The following is a 17,806-nucleotide window of genomic DNA, read 5'->3' on the forward strand; positions in this document are numbered from 1 at the left end:
GGAAACGCGATGAAGGTCCATATCGAGATCGATTGTACGCCGGAGGAGGCGCGGACCTTCATGGGCCTGCCCGATGTGGGCAAAGCGAATGATGTTTATGTCGATATGATGTCGAAAGCTATGAAGGGCGTTTCGAACACCGACCAATTGCAGGAATATGCGAAGCAGCTTGCACCGATGGGGCAGGCCGGATTCAAGCTGTTCCAGAGTTTCATGGAAGGCGCCAACGCAGCAAAGGCTCAAGGCAAGAAGCCTGACCCAACCGACGACTGATCTCGATTCGATCATGGCCGACACGATTTTCGCCCTTTCGAGCGGGGCGCCACCTGCCGCCATCGCAGTCGTTCGGATTAGCGGGCCATGTGCGGATGCAGCAGTGATGCGTTTGGCCGGGGCGTTGCCTGAGGCGCGAAAGGCGAGTCTGCGCTCCTTACGGTCGACAGACGGAAGGATGCTGGACCGCGCATTAGTGCTTTGGTTTCCTGGCCCTCGTACCGCAACAGGAGAAAATCTTGCCGAATTGCATTGTCACGGAGGTAGGGCTGTCGTCTCCGCCATAGAATGCGAGCTTGCCGCTATGGACGGATTGCGCCGCGCCGAACCCGGCGAATTCACACGACGGGCTTTCGCTAATGGGGTAATTGATCTTGCCGAGGCAGAGGGGCTCGGCGATTTGCTTTCTGCTGAAACTGAATTGCAGCGGCGAGCCGCGCAATCCGCGGCAAGCGGCGGTTTATCTGCAAAAGTGGAAGATTGGCGTTCCCGCCTGCTTAGCCTGTCCGCATTGGTTGAGGCGCAGCTCGATTTCGGGGACGAAGATGACGTGGGCATATTGCCCGATATGTTCCACGTGGAACTTTCCGAACTCCTTGAGGAATGGATTGCTGCATTGAATGCTCCACGAGCAGAGCGATTGCGGGACGGGGTAAGGGTCGTTCTCGCCGGACCGCCGAACACAGGTAAGTCCTCTCTGTTCAATGCTCTTTTGGACGAAGGAGCGGCGATCGTGTCTGCGGAAGCGGGGACCACCCGTGATGTTATCGAGCGGCCAGTTGCGCTAGGCGGCGTCCCGTTCGTTTTGGTCGATACGGCGGGCTTGCGGGAAGATGGCGCTGGAGAGATTGAGCGGATTGGTATTGATCGTGCGCGGGCTCAGGTTGAGCGCGCCGACATCGTTCTCTGGCTCGGCGAAGAAGGGGAGGGGCCAGAGGGCGCGATCGAGATCGCAGCGAGATCGGATCTCCAGGCCAGCTCAAAAGCGACTGCCGATTATGAAGTTTCGGCCGTAACTGGTTCTGGGGTCAGTAATCTTATTGAAGGCCTCATTTCTCAGGCCAAAAGCATACTTCCTCAACCGGGTGAAGCCGCGCTCAATTCCAGACAGTCATCGGCGCTATCCAATGCCTTGACGGCTATTCAAGGGGTCGAATCCGGGGATGATGCCTTGCTCACCGCCGAGCGCATGCGAATTGCGCGGCTGGAATTGGACAGATTCTTGGGACGCCACTCGACCGAAGATATGCTCGACGCCCTGTTTGGACGCTTTTGTATCGGGAAGTAGAGAACTGCCCGATGTTCCACGTGGAACACTGATTGGCCTTTGAACGATTGGTGCTTTGCGGTATCGGCGCGAGCATGCAGAGTTTCGATATTATCGTTGTCGGCGGCGGACATGCTGGCGTCGAGGCTGCTTGTGCCGCCGCGAGGATGGGGTGCAAGACGGCACTGGTAAGTTTCGACCTATCCAAAATCGGTGCGATGAGTTGCAATCCGGCAATCGGCGGTTTGGGGAAGGGTCATCTCGTAAGGGAGGTCGATGCACTCGATGGGGTCATTGGCCGCGCTGCAGACGCGGCGGCGATTCACTATCGAATGCTCAACCGGTCGAAGGGAAGTGCGGTTTGGGGGCCTCGAGTCCAAGCCGACCGAGCGTTGTTCCACCGAGCCGTTCAAGAGATCGTCTCGAGGCAAGACAAATTGATCCTGGTTGAAGGTGAAGCGGCGTCGCTGTCGATCAAAGGTGGTTCGATCCGTGGCGTTCGACTGGCGGATGGAAATACCCTCGCGAGTTCTGCCGTAGTGCTTTGCACCGGTACTTTTCTGGGAGGCACCTTGTTTCGGGGCGAGGAGAGGTTCGAGGGCGGGAGGGTCGGAGAGGGTGCGGCCCGCGTTCTGGCGTCCCAGCTGCGAGAAGCCGACCTTCCAATGGCGCGCCTTAAGACCGGCACACCGCCGCGCCTGGATGGACGAACCATCGATTGGGCCGCACTCGAAGAGCAGCCTTCAGATGGAGAAACCTGGACCATGTCCTCGATCTCCAGCGGCCGAGTGAACGCACAAGTGTTCTGCGCCATTACACGGACGAACCAGAAGGCGCATGATATTATTCGCGCCAATCTTGACCGCTCGCCGCTTTTCTCAGGGGCCATCGGGGCCGCGGGTCCGCGATACTGCCCCTCGATCGAAGACAAAATCCATCGCTTCGGGGATCGTGAGGGGCATCAAATATTCCTGGAGCCGGAAGGGCTGGGCACGCACCTGGTTTATCCCAATGGCATCAGTACTTCGCTTCCTGTCGATGTTCAGCATGAGATGCTACGCGCAATGAAGGGGCTGGAGCGGGTCGAGATGGCAGTACCGGGCTACGCGGTCGAATATGATTACATAGATCCCCGCGCACTCCGGCACAGCCTTGAGCTGCGAGCTATTCCCGGCCTCTATTGTGCGGGTCAGATTAATGGAACCACGGGCTATGAGGAGGCCGCTGCTCAGGGGCTGGTCGCCGGGATGAATGCTGCGGCCAAGGTGTCGGGGCGCGAACCTCTCGGCCTCGACCGCGCCAATTCCTACATTGCCGTTATGGTCGACGATCTTACCTTACAGGGCGTCAGCGAACCCTATCGAATGTTGACGGCAAGGGCCGAATACCGTTTGCGCCTCCGTGCCGCCAATGCGGATACCCGTCTGACGAGACTAGGGATAGAAGCAGGGCTGGTTGGTCCCGAGCGGGCGGCTTGGTTTGCCGAGCGTGAAGCACGTCGCGCGTCGATCGATACCCAGCTTAACCAAGAATTGCATGCCAATGCTCTTATCGAGGGGGGCCTAAAGGCGAAAGCCGACCGAGGATCTCAAAAGGTTCGCGATTGGCTTCGTGGGGGGCAGATCGCAATCGATGAGCTAGCGGATATTGTAACGGGCATCGATCCTCTGGATGCGCTGACGATAGAGATGGTCGAGGATGCCATCTATGAACCGTACTTGTTACGGCAGGACGCAGAACTCCAGGATTTGAAAGCAGGAGAACGACTAAGACTGCCATCCGACTTTCCTTATGGGCGTGTTCCCGGCCTCTCTAACGAAATGGTCGAGCGTCTCTCCAAAGCTCAGCCCGAGACACTCTCGGCAGCAGGACGAATTCCGGGCATTACACCTGCCGCACTTGCCGCGCTCCTCGTCCATGCGCGTCGCCTGAAGGAACAGGCGGCGTGACATTTAGTGAAGAACAAGCACGCGCCACCCTCAACGAACTTGGTCCGTCTGATGCCATCGAAAGGCTTGAATTGCTTGCCGCTGAATTGCGTTCAGAGAATGAGAAGCAAAACCTGGTTTCACGAGCTTCATTGCAGGAAGTGTGGGTTCGTCACTTCGCCGACTCGGCACAGCTCATGCGGTATGTTCCACGTGAAACGCGCGGGGCATGGTTCGACCTGGGGAGCGGTGCCGGCTTTCCCGGTCTTGTCCTGGCGATCCTGAGGCGCGATGAGCCGACTATCCTGATCGAATCGCGCCGACGCAGGATTGAATGGCTTGAGGCGATGAAGGTGAAGCTTGACCTTCCGAACTGTGAAATCGAGGGAAAGCGTCTGGAGCATGTCGAAACGCGAAAAGCGGCGGTAATCTCAGCGCGAGCGTTCGCCCCTTTGCCCAAACTGCTCACTTTATCCGCACGCTTCTCCACAGAGCGGACGTATTGGGTGTTGCCCAAAGGCCGTTCCGCAGCGCAGGAAGTGGATGAACTGCCGCGTAAGCTACGGAAGATGTTCCACGTGGAACAATCGATCACCGACCGGGATGCGGGAATCGTTCTCGGGCAAGGCAAGGTGGAGGCGTAAGTATGATCACAATTGCGATTGCAAACCAGAAGGGCGGAGTGGGGAAAACCACGACCGCGATCAATATCGCCACAGCTATGGCGGCTTCCGGTTGGAAGACATTGCTGATCGATCTCGATCCCCAAGGCAATGCGTCCACCGGACTTGGCATCGAAAATTCCGCGCGGGAATATACCACATACGACTTGCTGCTGGGCGACGCCACGCTCGCACAGGCTGCGCAGAAGACGGAAATACCCGGCCTTGAGATTGTCCCTGCAACCCAGGACCTGTCAGGTGCCGAAGTTGAGCTGGTTTCTGTCGACGATCGCACCCATCGTCTGCAGAAGGCGCTTGGCGCGCAGCAAGCCGGTTTCACCGATTACGATATCGCCTTTATCGATTGCCCGCCGTCTTTGGGATTGTTGACCCTCAACGCACTTGGTGCCGCAGACACGCTGATGGTTCCCCTGCAATGCGAGTTTTTTGCGCTCGAGGGCCTCAGCCAACTCCTTCAGACGGTAGAACGAGTTCAGCAGCGCTTCAATCCGGACTTGGGTATAGTCGGGATCGCTTTGACCATGTTCGACCGCCGCAATCGCTTGACCGACCAGGTGGCCGACGATGTGCGCGATTGCCTTGGTAAGCTCGTGTTCGAAAACGTTATTCCGCGAAATGTCCGGCTGTCGGAGGCGCCCAGCCACGGCATGCCGGCCCTAATATATGACCATAATTGTCCCGGTAGCCGTGCCTATATAGGGCTTGCGCGTGAGCTTATCGGACGTTTGCCCGAACAGAGGAAAGCAGCATGAGCACTGCCATCGATCGCAAAAAGAAACTTGGCCGTGGTCTCGGCGCGTTGATGGGCGAAATCCAGCGTGAAGAGCCCTTGGTTCGGGAAAATGGTAACGATAGCAATCAGTTGCCGGATCCTGCCTCGGCACCATCAGGCACTGGCCTAACCGATATTCCGATTGCGAATATTTCGCCGCTACCCGGACAGCCGCGCACACGATTCGACGACGAAACCCTTGATCAGCTTGCCGCTTCGATCGCCCAGCGCGGCGTAATCCAGCCCATTATCGTCACGCCAAAGGGGGCGGGGCGCTATCAGCTTGTCGCTGGCGAGCGCCGTTGGCGTGCTGCGCAGCGCGCGCGGCTCCACACGATCCCCGCGATCGTCCGCGACCTCGAAAAGCGCGAAATCATGGCGCTGGCCCTGATCGAAAACCTCCAGCGCGAAGATCTCAACCCTCTTGAAGAAGCCCGGGCTTATCAGAAGCTTGCCGAAGATGAGGGTATGACGCAGGCCGAAATCGCCCAACTCGTCGATAAATCACGAAGCCACGTCGCAAACTTCCAGCGCCTCCTCGTTCTGCCCGATGAAGTGCTCGATATGCTCGCCGACGGCAGGCTTTCAATGGGTCACGCACGTCCATTGATCGGAAACGACCAGGCTGCAGATATCGCCCATAAGGCGGTGAATGATAATTTGTCGGTCCGCCAGGTGGAGAAGTTGGCGCGCGGCGAAAGACCGAAGAAATCCCGCGGCACAGCTTCCACGTCAATCACTGACGCATCCGACGATGCCGATATTGCTGCGGTACAGGGGCATTTGGAGGAATTTCTCGGTCTGCCCGTGAGGATCAAGACCGAGGGCGCGCCAGGCAATGGTACGGTAACGATCGGCTATCGCACGCTCGACCAGCTTGACCTTATTTGCCAGCGCTTGACCGGCGGCGATATCTGATCTTCAGATCCGGTTCGAGATAATCTCGGCAAGCCTTTCAATTCCTTGGCGGTCATCCTCGTCGAAGCGCGCCTTCAAGGGGCTATCGAGATCGATCACCGCCACGACGTCACCGTCACGCAAGACAGGCACTACAAGTTCGGAGTTGGTGACCGAATCACAGGCAATATGGCCGGGGAAAGCGTGCACATCCTCCACTAGCTGCGTTTCACCTTCGGCAGCAGCCGTACCGCACACGCCCTTGCCCAGCGGGATGCGAATGCAAGCCGGCCGGCCTATGAATGGTCCAAGCACCAGTTCACCTCCGACCATACGGTAGAAACCCGTCCAGTTGGTGTCGGGCAGGAAATCCCACAATAGTGCAGCGATATTGGCCATATTCGCGACACCATCGGGTTCGTCGGAGGTAAGGGCCTCGGCTGCGTCGTGCAGCTGGCGATAGGCATCGGGCTTGGGGCAATCGCCTACGGGTCGGAAATCGAACATGGCAGACGATCTAGGTACATCGAACAGCAACGCAAGGGGCGTTGCGAGAGGGGCGATGCTAGCCTATTCCCAACCCATGAGCATTCTCAAGAAGCTGGGCATCGCCCTTCTCATCCTGATCGTCATACTCGGGATATTCGCCTTCGTCGTGACACGGGGCGATACGGCCGAATTGCCCATGGACGAGGTGACCGGGGTCGACCCTACGCTGGACGAGCCGGATGCCGAAACCTTTCCGACTGTGGCGATTGCCGACCCGGTCGGTTGGGGGCAAGGCGAAGCTCCGGACGCAGCAGAGGGACTTTCGGTCAATCGCTTCGCCGAGGGCCTGGATCATCCGCGAACGCTCTACGCGCTTCCGAATGGCGATATTCTTGTTTCGCTCACCCGTTCGCCCAGCCAGGGCGGTGGCGGCATCATGGGCTGGATCGCCGACAAGCTGATGACCAAGGCGGGTGCCACGGGTCCCTCAGCCAATCAGGTAGTGCTGCTGCGCGATGCCGACGGAGACGGACGGGCGGAAGCCCGGCGCATTCTTCTCGACGGGATGGATTCACCCTCGGGCCTGGCTTGGGAGGACGGTACGCTTTACGTCGCCAATCACGACGAGGTGCTCGCATTTGATTATGATTTGGGTGCTGGGGCAGTAACTTCCGAGCCACGAAAGGTGGCCGATCTTGCCCCAGCCGGTGGCCACTGGATGCGCAATCTCGAACTCCATCCTGATGGAGGCAGGCTTTATGTCGCAGTGGGTTCCGATACCAATATCGCAGACAAGGGCATGGAAGCCGAAGATGGCCGTGCCCTGATCTGGGAAATCGATCTTGAAAGCGGCAGCATGCGTCAGTTTGCTGGCGGTCTGCGCAATCCCAATGGACTCGATTTCAGCCCATGGTCGGGCGAACTTTGGACGACGGTGAACGAGCGCGACATGCTCGGTTCCGATCTCGTACCCGATTATCTGACCAATGTACCCGTCGGCGCGCAATATGGCTGGCCATGGATCTACTGGGGCGACAATTACGACCGCCGGGTTGATTACCCGGTCCCCCAGTACATCAGCTATGTGCGCCGTCCCGAATATTCTCTCGGGCCCCACGTGGCGGCGCTCGGCTTCGTTTTCAGCAAAAGCGGCGCGGCGCTGGGCGAGAAGTTCTCAAGCGGCGCGTTCATCGCCCGCCACGGCTCGTGGAATCGCAAACCGCCTTCGGGCTATGACGTCGTGTATGTCGCCTTCGATGAGCGTGGCAATCCCGTCGGCCAACCGATTCCGGTCCTCGGCGGCTTTCTCAAAGACAATGGCGACACACGCGGACGCCCGACCTGGGTCGAATGGGCAGGTGACGGTTCATTGCTCGTCAGCGACGATACCGCCGGGATCATCTGGCGAGTTTCCGCCCCCGGAGCTACGCCCCAGCCGGATATCGAGCGTGTGACCGGTCGCCGTCTTCCCCCGCAACGCGAACTGCGGGGGCAGGAAGCGTCCTTCGGCGAGGACGACTACGCTCGTATTGTGCCGGAAAATTAAACGAACAGGGCCTCGGTCTCGATCTCGTAGAGTCCTGCACTACCGGCAATCGCCGAGGCCTTGAGGCCGGCGGCCTCGGGAACGATTCTATCGAGAAAGAAACGCACCGTGGCAGACTTGCTCTTGGCGAGCGCCGTAGCTTCGGTTTGCTGAACCACATTCAACTGTCTGAGCAGCTGCCACCCCGCTGTCGCGACAGCGAGCATGGTGCAGAAGGGCACACTACCTGCGAGACGATCATCCAGGCTGGCGTCCTCTCGCATCCATTTCGCCACTACCGCGCAGTCTCCGGCAAGGGCAAAGAGTGTCGGTTCGTCGGCACATTCGCGCGCGATATCCTCGGTCAGGCCAATCAGTGATTCGCCGCCGTTAAGCCCCAGCTTGCGGGTCACGAGATCGGCGGCCTGGATGCCGTTCGTGCCTTCGTAAATCGGGGCAATTCGGGAATCACGCCAGTGCTGTGCAGCTCCGGTCTCTTCGATGAACCCCATTCCGCCATGAACCTGGATGCCAAGGCTTGCCACTTCGATACCGATATCGGTACCCCATGCCTTGATGAGCGGCGTCAGGACTTCGCCACGTGCCCGCGCAAGATCATCCCCCAGCACCCCGCGATCGACCTGGCCAGCGGTATAATAGAGTAGGGCACGTGCACCTTCGGTAAGCGCCTTCATGCGCAGCAACATGCGCCGGACATCCGGATGCTCAATAATTGCAACTGACGCTTTGTCCGGTGACCCGGCCCGGGCCGACTGGACCCGTTCCTTTGCGTAATCGAGCGCTTGTTGTGTGGCTCTCTCGCCAATCTGAACGCCCTGATTGCCGACATTGATACGCGCATTGTTCATCATGGTGAACATGGCCGCGAGTCCGCGATTCTCCGCGCCGACCAGTTCCCCGATGCACTCGTCATTGTCCCCATAGCTCATCACGCATGTTGGTGAGGCGTTTATTCCGAGTTTGTGCTCGAGGCTGACACTCCGAAGATCGTTGCGTGCGCCGAGAGAGCCGTCAGGCTTCACATGATATTTGGGTACTATGAACAGCGAAATTCCGCGACTTCCTTCGGCCGCGTCTGGAAGGCGGGCGAGCACGAGGTGGATGATGTTCTCTGCGAGCTCATGCTCACCCCAGGTGATATAGATTTTCTGTCCCTTGATCAGGTATTTGCCGGCATTCTCCCCTTCGGTCACCGGTTTCGCTGTGGTGCGAAGCGCGCCGACGTCGGACCCTGCCTGCGGCTCGGTCAGGTTCATCGTGCCCGACCATTTGCCGCTGACCAGATCTGGAAGATATTTCTGCTGCAGCTCCTCCGATCCGTGATGCTCGAGCGCTTCGATCGCTCCGACGCTGAGCATAGGAAGCAGGTTGAACGCCATGTTGGCCGTGCCGAGGTTTTCCAGCACGTTGCAGGCGAGTGTGAAGGGCAGGCCCTGTCCGCCGAACTCGCTGGGTGATGCGATCGCGTTCCAGCCCTGCTCGACATAGTGCGCATAAGCTTCCGCAAAGCCGTCAGGCAGCCGCACCGCCCCGTTCTCGAGCTTCGCCCCCTCCAGGTCGCCAAGCCGATTCAAGGGCGCGAATTCGCCTGCTGCGAATTGTCCCACCCCTTCGACGATTGCATCGACCATGTCAGATTCGGCAGCTGCAAATTTTTCACTCTTGGCGAGTTCTTCGATCCCTGCATTCACGCGAATGGCGAGCAGCTGGTCCTTGGTGGCAGGAGTATAGGTCACGGGTAATCCTCTTGGCTTTCTTAGCCCGCAGATATAGCGCGCAGGCATGAGCGGCAAATACGCTACGGAAACGCTTGCAGCGGACAAAGGTGGCATAGGGCATGCCGCGGAGATCCTGCGTGCAGGCGGATTGATAGCTGTGCCCACGGAAACCGTATATGGACTCGCCGCCCGTGCCGATTCCGACATTGCCGTCGCAAAAATCTACGAAGCCAAGGGAAGGCCGAGCTTCAACCCATTGATCGTCCACGTTCCTTCCAGGCGGGCGGCTTCCACTATCGCCGAATTCTCCCCCCAGGCCGATGCATTGGCCGACGCGCATTGGCCAGGACCGCTGACGCTCGTCCTGCCCCGCCGCCGTGACGCCAGATTGGCGGCTGCAATAACGGCAGGCCTCGAAACGGTGGCACTTCGTGTACCGAACCATCCGGTAATGCGAGAAATATTGGCACTCGTCGACTTTCCGCTTGCAGCCCCGTCGGCCAATCGCAGCGGCTATATCAGCCCTACGAGCGCACAGCATGTCTTGTCCTCCCTCGAGGGGCGAATCGATGGCGTCATCGATGGCGGGATATGCTCGGCAGGTTTGGAATCGACCATTGTGGCGGTACGCGGTGACGGTTCGACACAGGTCCTGCGGCCCGGACCGATCGAGCTCACCTCAGGAACCGGTGGGGCTGCCGCCAGGGGTATGATTGAAGCACCAGGCCAATTGGCCAGCCACTATGCACCGGGCAAGCCCCTCCGCCTCGACGCCAATAGGGCTGCGAGCGACGAATTTTTTATCGGATACGGAGAGGTTAGCGGCGATTGTTCGCTGTCGCCATCAGGTTCACTGGAAGAAGCAGCGTCACGCCTATATGGCTGTCTTCATCTGGGGGCTGCTTCGCAAAAGCGACGTATCGCCGTGGCGCCCGTTCCGGATAAGGGCATTGGAAGGGCCATCAACGATCGCTTGCGACGTGCCGCAACGCCGCCGGATTAATTGCCTTCGGGCTCTACCGGGATAGTCGGGATGATTTGCTGCATTTCCGCATAGGTCCCTGTCGCTTCGTCACAGGCGCGGCGGTTGCCATCCTGGCATTCGGCGAGTTGCCTGTCATACTCTCGCTCGAGCTTGGCGAGCCGTTCTTCGCGCCGCCGGATTTCCCGACCCCGCTTTTCGTCTGCTTCGGACTGGCTCGTGGTAGCCAGATCGACCCCTTTGCTTGCCACCTTGACCGGAGCAGTAACGACATCGGCCACGGTACCCAGACAGCCCGCTAGCATCGATGCGCATATAGGGGCGGCAAAAATGGCAAGGCGGCGCATTGGAATTCCTTTCAATGCGCCGCCTAAACCATGAGGGATGATTCGTCGATTAATCAGCCATCGGCATTTTCGGGCGGCTGCGGCGCTTCCCGCGTGTCGGCGGGCTGAGCTGCTGCACGGCAGCGCAACCTGCCCGAACCCATCGCCTGGACAGTGCAATCGGCGCTGCCTTCCACCGTCACGCTTCCGGATCCCATGATGTTGGCATCGACCTTGCCATCCGATGCGAACTCGGCATCACCAGAGCCGACGACAGAGATATCAGCCCGCTCGACCTGCAATCCTGCCATCTTGCTTGCGCCCGATCCGGCGATCGTCAGATCGAGGTTCTCGACAGCGCCGGACGCTTCGAACTCACCCGATCCGGCAATGGTGAGATCGAGCTTGGTCGCAGTGACCTTGGCCACCTTCGCACGGCCCGAACCGGCAATGGTTACCTCAGTCTCTCCGCTCAGCGAATCGGCCTCGATTTCGCCCGAGCCTGCCATGACGATGGAGTTGAGGCTCGGCATGGTGACCCTTACCGTGGCGCTACCGATCCTTTTGTCCGCATTCTTGTCTCGCATCACGCCTAGCGCACCATCGTCGAGCGTGAAGCGCAGCGCGTCGACTGCTTTCTGGTCACCCGAGACATCGATGTCGAGGCCCGGCCCTTCACTGACGACCACATTATCGGGCCCCGCCAGCACCAGCTTGGTGGGTGGTGCACCACTTGTGTCGAGCTCGGCGAGCGGCACGCCCTCGCTATCGCCTATTGTTATATTGCCATTGCATCCGGCGGGGAGGACGCCGGCAACCAATGCCGCCAGCGGAGCCACGCCCTTGAGAACCTTGTGAAGCATTTTTCTTCCTTCCTGCTCGACAATCCAGTTACCGTATTGGTGATATAATACAGCCATAGATCTACTTCAACCCAAAGCAAAGGGGCCACCCCTTGCGGAGCGGCCCCTTTGTCGAGTGCTAATGGCGCTTGGCCGATCAGGCTTCTTCGGTGTTCTCGTAATATTGCGGCGCATGTTCACGAAGAACGTCGAGAATCTTTTCGAGCGCTGTCGGCTCGTCGGTCTTCTCCATCGCAGCCAGTTCACGGGCGAGGCGGCTGGAAGCCGCCTCGAAGATCTGGCGCTCCGAATAGCTCTGCTCGGGCTGATCGTCGGGGCGGAAGAGGTCGCGCGTAACTTCGGCAATCAGCACGATCTCGCCCGAATTGATCTTCGCTTCATATTCCTGCGCGCGGCGGCTCCACATGGTGCGTTTGACCTTGGGCTTGCCCTTGAGCGTTTCCATCGCCTCTTTCAGGGTCTTGTCGCTCGACAGCTTGCGCATGCCAATCGATTCGACCTTGTTGACCGGAACGCGCAAGGTCATGCGCTCTTTCTCGAAGCGGAGGACATAGAGATCGAGCTGCATACCTGCGATTTCTTCGCTCTGCAGTTCGATGACACGGCCCACGCCGTGCTTGGGGTAGACAACATAATCGCCAACGTCGAAGGCGTCTGCCTTGCTCGCCATGCATCAATCCTTTCGTCGGGGCCGAGGGGGAAATCAGCGACACAAGAAGCTTTACCGCGTCTCACCTTCGATTACGCGGCGGCGGTCTTCCTGTATCGTTGTGGGGGTGTACGGCCCTTTCAATTCTCACATCTGCCCGGCGGCAACCGGTGCAGTTGTTGCATTATATAGCACAACCTGGCGATTATTGCGAGTCTATGGCGTGACTGTCTTGCGGAGGCTCGTTCGAGCTCCCCTTCCCAGCCACAAACTCCGCCGCGGGCAGCAGTATCAACGAGCTGACTTACAGCCAGATTGTCAGCACAGGACCGAGGATACTGGGGCGATCAGAGGAATATGTCTTCGTTGCCGGTCGCCCAAGCACGTTTGAAATCCGAAACTAAAGGATCAGCAATCAGTCGCCTTCGCCGGGCTCTGCGCTGAAGTACTTCTCGTACTTGTCTTCTTCGCCCTTATGCTCGTCGGCATCTTCCGGCGGAGCCTTGCTCTGAGTGATGTTGGGCCATTCGGCGCTGAACTTGGTGTTCAGCTCGAGCCATTTTTCGAGATTGTCTTCCGTATCGGGCAGAATTGCTTCGGCCGGACACTCGGGTTCGCACACGCCGCAATCGATACATTCGCTGGGGTTGATGACGAGCATATTGTCGCCTTCATAGAAGCAATCGACCGGGCAGACCTCGACGCAGTCGGTGTATTTGCATTTGATGCAGGCGTCGGTGACGACATAGGTCATGGGGTGTGGGTCCCTCGTGAGAATAATGTTGTTCGAGCGCTGCTATGGCTATTCATGCGCCGGGGTCAAGTTCCCGATAGCATTCCTGCGCTTCACGCGGCGGGCCACGCCGTTCGGGGAGGGTGACCACCTCCACCAGACGCACGCTGCCACCGATAGGCAGGGTGAGTACGTCCCCCGCTGCGATATCGCGACTGGCGCGCCGGACGCGCTCGCCATTGCGGCGAATATGGCCTTCTTCGATAAGCTTGCGAGCCGCGCTGCGGGTGCGCACGAACCGCAGGAAGCAGAGCAGACGGTCGATCCGCAAGCTCAGCCTTGCTTCAACAGCTCGGCAAGGCCGGAAAAGGCGCTGCCTTCGCGCGGGGGCTGGGTGCGCGCAGGCCGCTGACGCTGCTTCCTGCTGTGGGATGGGCGCCACTCCCAACTGGCCGGGCGCGGCGGGCCGAAGGCATCCTCTGCCAGCGGCTTCGCACGCTGGACGCGGAACCCTGCCTGACCGAGCAGGCGTTCGGCGTTCTTTCCCTCAAGCCCGATCGAGATCGGTAGCGAGAGATCGAGGCGGAATTTTCGGTTCTTGTCCACCTTGGCGCGGGCTTCATGCGCGGCGCGGAAGATTTTTTCCGCCAGATCGAGGCGGATGGCCTGGCTCCCGGCATGGCGATAGCCGGAAGGCAGCTTCTTGGCGCCGGGAATGACGGGCAGCATCGCCTCTTGCAGCGGCCTGCGGTCTATTCCCAAAGCGCTCAATAATTGTCGTGGTGCAGGTTTGAGCAGCATGGGCGCAAAGATGTCGAGCGCCCCGAATGTGACGCCGATCTTGCGCAAGAAAGGCCGCATGTCCTTTGGAAGGTGCTCGATACCGGCCTGCTCGCGCGTCACGAAGCCATGACCGGAGATAAGGTTGAGCAGTAGCGCACGGGCCTGGCTGCCGGCTTCGGGATTGGCTGACGCGATATGCATCCGGCGCAAAGGTTCGAGGGGCTCGAGCTTCTTGTCGAGCCATCCATCGATCGCCTCGAGCAGTGTTTTCCGCGCCTTTTCGGGCAAGGCGGAGATTTCACGCGAAGGCTCGAGTGTCGGTTTCATCTGCCCTTCGCGCGGCCGGAGCTTGGCAAGAACATGCCCCTTCCAGAGAATAGCGCCGCGCGATAGTTCGACGTCGGCCATATCCGAGGCGGCAAGCTCTTCGGCCCGTTCCCCGAGTATACGGGGCAGGCCTTTCTCGGCTGCTGCCAGCAGCATCTTGCGATCGGCGTGGTTTGCGGCTGGGTCAACCTCGAAGCGGAAGCCTTCTACCTTGCCCATTGCTTCGTCCTCGACCAGCAGTGTGCCGTCTTCGGCGAGCGTTATCGGGAGCATGGAGGCGTCCTGTCCCAGCGATTTCATCAAGATTGCAGTCCTTCGGTTCACGAATCTTTCGGTCAGCCGCGCATGGAGCGCATCCGACAGCTTGGCCTCGACCCCGCGTGCACGCGACGCCATCTCGTCGCGCGCAAGCACCCAGTCGGGCCGCTGACAGATATAGGCCCAGCTGCGAATCGCGGCGATTCGCCCTTGCAGTGTATCGATATCGCCGCTGGAGTTGTCGAGTTCGGAGATGCGCGCAGCAACATAGTCGGCCCCGATATAGCCTTGCGACAGGTCTTGCCACAGCCGAGCGACGAAGCGGGCGTGGACGTCGGGGCCGCGTTGGCGGAAATCCGGCAAGGAACAGGTTTCCCAAAAGCGCCGCACCATGCCCGCCCCGCGGATGCTGGCGGCGAGGGGCTCTTCGGCAAGGCGCTTCAGTGTGGCGAGGTCGATCGCCTCGGGAGCGAGCCGTAGCGCTTCGTGTTCGGGCGGACGTTCGAGATCGTTAATCAAGGTCGGAATATTGTCAAAACGCGGCTCCGGCTCGCGCCAGAACAGTTTCGTGATCGGAGCGAAACGATGCTCCTCGATCGCATAGATCTCCTCATCGGTAAATTCGGGCGCGGGACCGGCCTTGCCGCCGCCACCGGCTAAGGTACCGAAAGTCCCATCACGTTGGTGGCGTCCAGCTCGGCCGGCAATCTGTGCCATTTCAGCAGGATAGAGCCGCCTCATGCGAACGCCGTCGAACTTGGTCAATCCTGCGAAGGCGACATGATTGACGTCGAGGTTCAACCCCATACCGATGGCATCGGTGGCGACGATATAATCGACCTCACCATTCTGGAACAATTCGACCTGGCGATTGCGCGTTTCCGGTGAAAGTGCGCCCATCACGACCGCTGCCCCGCCCCGAAAGCGCCGCAACATCTCGGCAACCGCATAGACCTGCTCTGCGCTGAACGCCACGATGGCGCTCCGCGGAGGGAGCCGAGACAGTTTGCGCGGCCCGATATGGGTGAGGGTGGAGAAGCGCGGGCGTTCGGAAATTTCGGCACTCGGGATAAGCGCTTTGACCATAGGGGCTAGTGTCGCAGCGCCCAGAAGCATGGTTTCTTCCCGTCCTCGCGCATTCAGCAGCCTGTCCGTGAAAACATGCCCCCGCTCGCGGTCTGCGGAAAGCTGCGCTTCGTCCAGCGCCACGAAGGCGCGCTCGTTCGCCGTACGCGGCATGGCTTCGACCGTGCAGCACAGATAGCGCGCGCCTTCCGGCTCGATCCACTGTTCTCCGGTGATCAGCGCGACCTGCTTTTCGCCCTTGATCGCCACGACCCGATCGTAGACCTCGCGCGCCAGCAGGCGCAGCGGAAAGCCCATCGCCCCGCTCGAATGTGCGCATAGGCGTTCGATGGCGAGATGAGTCTTGCCGGTGTTGGTGGGTCCGAGGACCGCCTTGATCGAGGCGTCGTTCACTCGGCCATAGGTGGCAGCGCCGCTGCGCCGGTGCAACCGACCAACGCCATCGAACTCGATTTGTCGCAGTCAGGAATCGGCTTGTCGAAGGTTAATCGCATCTTTACTTTGATATTGCATGATTTCAGCGCATCAGGTCGATTGGATAGGGGGCTTGCGCGTTTTCTTTGCGCCGAGGCCGCAAACGGAGGGTACGTCTTGGCCGAGCGCCAGAACGACGAACAGTTGCATTTTGCTTTGGCCGGTCCGGAATCCGCACATGCGGATTCCACGGCGGCGGGTGCGGGCGCTGGCAACAAGCATTCCGCATCGTTCTCCAGCCTGCGCGACAAGGTGTACCGCCACATAGAAGCCTTCGACATCGCGCCAGATCTCGGCGCCGACATCGGCTCTAAGCGCTGGTTTCGTGGATTGGGGACATTCGTTGGCCTATCCGTCGTGGCGCTTGCCTTCTGGCCCGATTTCGCGCCGCTGGAAGCGGCCTCGCCCCTGCCCAAGGATGCGTCCATCCGCAGCGAGTACCGCAGCCAGATGATCATGCCCCTCGGCCTCGGTGCCGATTCGGGGCGCAGGATGGGGCCGACCGATCTTGTCCGACCGCTCGCCGAGGCGCCAGAACGACCCCAGCTGGAGATGCTGGCTACACTTGGGCGAGGGGACAGCCTTGACCGAACCCTGCGCCGGGCCGGATTGGGGGGCGACGAAGCCGACCTCGTGACGTCATTGATCTCCAGCGCCGTGCCGCTCGAAGAGCTCGAGCCGGGCACGCAGATCGATATCACGCTCGGCCGCCGGCCCGAACCCGGTGCCACGCGCCCGCTCGAAAAACTGAGTTTTCGCGCGCGGTTCGATCTCGAACTTAAAGTCGATCGGCTGGATGAGACGGGTCCACTCAATCTCACCCGGCGGATTATTCGCGTGGACGAGACCCCGCTTCGCATCCGCGGCACAGTCGGGGACAGCCTTTATCGCTCCGCCCGTGCGGCGGGCGCACCGACCAGCGCCGTTCAGGCCTACCTCAAGGCGCTGGGCGAGCAGCTCGACGTTCAGCGCGACGTTCGCGCGACCGACACTTTCGACATCATCGTCGCCCACCGCCGCGCCGCGACCGGCGAACGCCAGGCGGGACAGCTGCTGTTCGCCGGGCTCGAACGGGGCTCGCGCGGAGCTGTGCAGCTGATGCGCTGGGGTAGCGAAGGCGATTTCTTCGACGCGGACGGCACCGGTGAAGAACGCGGCGGGCTGCTGGCCCCCGTCCCGGGCCGGATGAGCTCGAGCTTCGGCATGCGCCGCCACCCGATCCTCGGTTACAGGCGCATGCACTCGGGCGTCGATTTCAAGGCCAGCTACGGCACGCCGATCGTCGCAGTGACCGACGGGCGCGTTACCGGTGCGGGGCGGATGGGCGGCTGCGGCAATGCGGTTCGCATCCGCCATGCAAATGGCATCGACACCCGCTACTGCCACATGAGCCGGGTGGCGGTGAATCGCGGCGCCAGCGTACGTCGGGGCCAGGTGATCGGCTACGTCGGGTCCACCGGTCTCTCTACCGGACCCCACCTCCATTATGAAATGTATCGTGGCGGACGGGCCATCAATCCGGCATCGGTGAGCTTCGTCACACGCAAGCAGCTATCGGGAGCCGAGCTAGAACGTTTTCGCTCGGCCCTGAGTGCGCTGCGCGATGTCGAGGAGGGCGCCGCGCTGGCAGATCTGGCCCCCACCGCCGACGAGGCCGCCTCGGAAGAGCCCGAGCGTGAGATCGACAAGCTCGACAGGCCTCGGCCCATCGGCTGATTGATAAGCTTTCCGCTTTGCGGCAAGGCTTCGCCG

General features: G+C 60.3%; 17 protein-coding genes. 9 read left to right on the forward strand and 8 right to left on the reverse strand.

Annotated elements, in window-relative coordinates:
- Positions 1–9: 9 nt before the first annotated feature.
- The 6 genes from K3180_RS02865 to K3180_RS02890 all read left to right on the forward strand — a co-directional run bounded on the left by K3180_RS02865 (position 10) and on the right by K3180_RS02890 (position 5,841).
- Positions 10–273 carry a DUF6489 family protein gene (locus K3180_RS02865; RefSeq protein WP_221538166.1) on the forward strand — a complete coding sequence of 88 codons (264 nt, stop codon included), beginning with the start codon at positions 10–12 and terminating at the stop codon, positions 271–273.
- A 13-nt stretch (positions 274–286) separates the two neighbouring features.
- Complete coding sequence (gene mnmE / locus K3180_RS02870; RefSeq protein ID WP_221538167.1) at positions 287–1,561, forward strand: tRNA uridine-5-carboxymethylaminomethyl(34) synthesis GTPase MnmE; 1,275 nt, start codon at positions 287–289, stop codon at positions 1,559–1,561.
- A gap of 74 nt (positions 1,562–1,635) precedes the next feature.
- Positions 1,636–3,489, forward strand: a complete 1,854-nt coding sequence (gene mnmG / locus K3180_RS02875) for a tRNA uridine-5-carboxymethylaminomethyl(34) synthesis enzyme MnmG (protein WP_221538168.1) — start codon at positions 1,636–1,638, stop codon at positions 3,487–3,489.
- Positions 3,486–4,112, forward strand: coding sequence for a 16S rRNA (guanine(527)-N(7))-methyltransferase RsmG (rsmG, locus tag K3180_RS02880; protein ID WP_221538169.1), 627 nt, complete (start codon positions 3,486–3,488; stop codon positions 4,110–4,112). The genes mnmG and rsmG overlap by 4 nt, the downstream gene beginning before the upstream one ends.
- Before the next feature lie 2 nt (positions 4,113–4,114).
- Complete coding sequence (locus K3180_RS02885) at positions 4,115–4,903, forward strand: ParA family protein (RefSeq protein WP_221538170.1); 789 nt, start codon at positions 4,115–4,117, stop codon at positions 4,901–4,903.
- Positions 4,900–5,841: a ParB/RepB/Spo0J family partition protein gene (locus K3180_RS02890; protein WP_221538171.1), complete on the forward strand. Its 942-nt coding sequence runs from the start codon at positions 4,900–4,902 to the stop codon at positions 5,839–5,841. Before K3180_RS02885 ends, K3180_RS02890 begins: the two co-directional genes overlap by 4 nt.
- Positions 5,842–5,844: 3 nt before the next feature.
- On the opposite strand, the gene K3180_RS02895 is transcribed toward K3180_RS02890, so the two are convergent.
- A complete protein-coding gene (locus tag K3180_RS02895; protein ID WP_221538172.1) occupies positions 5,845–6,327 on the reverse strand; it encodes a GAF domain-containing protein in 483 nt (160 codons plus the stop codon).
- A gap of 76 nt (positions 6,328–6,403) precedes the next feature.
- On the opposite strand from K3180_RS02895, the gene K3180_RS02900 reads away from it, so the two are divergent.
- Positions 6,404–7,855 (forward strand): PQQ-dependent sugar dehydrogenase, encoded by a 1,452-nt coding sequence (locus K3180_RS02900; protein WP_221538173.1) that lies wholly within the window; start codon positions 6,404–6,406, stop codon positions 7,853–7,855.
- On the opposite strand, the gene K3180_RS02905 is transcribed toward K3180_RS02900, so the two are convergent.
- Positions 7,852–9,591 carry an acyl-CoA dehydrogenase family protein gene (locus K3180_RS02905; RefSeq protein WP_221538174.1) on the reverse strand — a complete coding sequence of 580 codons (1,740 nt, stop codon included), beginning with the start codon at positions 9,589–9,591 and terminating at the stop codon, positions 7,852–7,854. The genes K3180_RS02900 and K3180_RS02905 overlap by 4 nt on opposite strands.
- 46 nt (positions 9,592–9,637) lie before the next feature.
- Between K3180_RS02905 and K3180_RS02910 the strand changes: the two genes are divergently transcribed.
- Positions 9,638–10,576, forward strand: a complete 939-nt coding sequence (locus K3180_RS02910; RefSeq protein WP_221538175.1) for an L-threonylcarbamoyladenylate synthase — start codon at positions 9,638–9,640, stop codon at positions 10,574–10,576.
- On the opposite strand, the gene K3180_RS02915 is transcribed toward K3180_RS02910, so the two are convergent.
- The 6 genes from K3180_RS02915 to K3180_RS02940 all read right to left on the reverse strand — a co-directional run bounded on the left by K3180_RS02915 (position 10,573) and on the right by K3180_RS02940 (position 15,973).
- Positions 10,573–10,860 carry a hypothetical protein gene (locus K3180_RS02915; protein WP_221538176.1) on the reverse strand — a complete coding sequence of 96 codons (288 nt, stop codon included), beginning with the start codon at positions 10,858–10,860 and terminating at the stop codon, positions 10,573–10,575. The two genes, K3180_RS02910 and K3180_RS02915, sit on opposite strands and share 4 nt — an antisense overlap.
- Before the next feature lie 95 nt (positions 10,861–10,955).
- Positions 10,956–11,744: a head GIN domain-containing protein gene (locus K3180_RS02920; RefSeq protein WP_221538177.1), complete on the reverse strand. Its 789-nt coding sequence runs from the start codon at positions 11,742–11,744 to the stop codon at positions 10,956–10,958.
- A 136-nt stretch (positions 11,745–11,880) separates the two neighbouring features.
- Positions 11,881–12,414: a CarD family transcriptional regulator gene (locus K3180_RS02925; RefSeq protein WP_221538178.1), complete on the reverse strand. Its 534-nt coding sequence runs from the start codon at positions 12,412–12,414 to the stop codon at positions 11,881–11,883.
- A gap of 394 nt (positions 12,415–12,808) precedes the next feature.
- Complete coding sequence (gene fdxA / locus K3180_RS02930) at positions 12,809–13,147, reverse strand: ferredoxin FdxA (RefSeq protein ID WP_221538179.1); 339 nt, start codon at positions 13,145–13,147, stop codon at positions 12,809–12,811.
- A 52-nt stretch (positions 13,148–13,199) separates the two neighbouring features.
- Entirely contained in the window at positions 13,200–13,457 is a 258-nt protein-coding gene (locus tag K3180_RS02935) for an RNA-binding S4 domain-containing protein (RefSeq protein WP_221538180.1), read from the reverse strand.
- Between the two features lie 2 nt (positions 13,458–13,459).
- Positions 13,460–15,973 carry a helicase-related protein gene (locus K3180_RS02940; RefSeq protein ID WP_221538181.1) on the reverse strand — a complete coding sequence of 838 codons (2,514 nt, stop codon included), beginning with the start codon at positions 15,971–15,973 and terminating at the stop codon, positions 13,460–13,462.
- A gap of 198 nt (positions 15,974–16,171) precedes the next feature.
- Between K3180_RS02940 and K3180_RS02945 the strand changes: the two genes are divergently transcribed.
- Positions 16,172–17,770, forward strand: coding sequence for a M23 family metallopeptidase (locus K3180_RS02945; protein ID WP_247710263.1), 1,599 nt, complete (start codon positions 16,172–16,174; stop codon positions 17,768–17,770).
- Positions 17,771–17,806 lie beyond the last annotated feature (36 nt).

It is taken from the genome of Qipengyuania huizhouensis, assembly GCF_019711635.1.
Lineage (GTDB): Bacteria > Pseudomonadota > Alphaproteobacteria > Sphingomonadales > Sphingomonadaceae > Qipengyuania > Qipengyuania huizhouensis.

Bases quoted from the DNA above. Each gene is read 5' to 3' on its own strand.
- K3180_RS02865 (WP_221538166.1), top strand. From the start codon at position 10: ATGAAGGTCCATATCGAGATCGATTGTACGCCGGAGGAGGCGCGGACC.
- mnmE (WP_221538167.1), top strand. From the start codon at position 287: ATGGCCGACACGATTTTCGCCCTTTCGAGCGGGGCGCCACCTGCCGCC.
- mnmG (WP_221538168.1), top strand. From the start codon at position 1,636: ATGCAGAGTTTCGATATTATCGTTGTCGGCGGCGGACATGCTGGCGTC.
- K3180_RS02885 (WP_221538170.1), top strand. From the start codon at position 4,115: ATGATCACAATTGCGATTGCAAACCAGAAGGGCGGAGTGGGGAAAACC.
- K3180_RS02890 (WP_221538171.1), top strand. From the start codon at position 4,900: ATGAGCACTGCCATCGATCGCAAAAAGAAACTTGGCCGTGGTCTCGGC.
- K3180_RS02895 (WP_221538172.1), bottom strand. From the start codon at position 6,327: ATGTTCGATTTCCGACCCGTAGGCGATTGCCCCAAGCCCGATGCCTAT.
- K3180_RS02900 (WP_221538173.1), top strand. From the start codon at position 6,404: ATGAGCATTCTCAAGAAGCTGGGCATCGCCCTTCTCATCCTGATCGTC.
- K3180_RS02910 (WP_221538175.1), top strand. From the start codon at position 9,638: ATGAGCGGCAAATACGCTACGGAAACGCTTGCAGCGGACAAAGGTGGC.
- K3180_RS02915 (WP_221538176.1), bottom strand. From the start codon at position 10,860: ATGCTAGCGGGCTGTCTGGGTACCGTGGCCGATGTCGTTACTGCTCCG.
- K3180_RS02920 (WP_221538177.1), bottom strand. From the start codon at position 11,744: ATGCTTCACAAGGTTCTCAAGGGCGTGGCTCCGCTGGCGGCATTGGTT.
- K3180_RS02925 (WP_221538178.1), bottom strand. From the start codon at position 12,414: ATGGCGAGCAAGGCAGACGCCTTCGACGTTGGCGATTATGTTGTCTAC.
- fdxA (WP_221538179.1), bottom strand. From the start codon at position 13,147: ATGACCTATGTCGTCACCGACGCCTGCATCAAATGCAAATACACCGAC.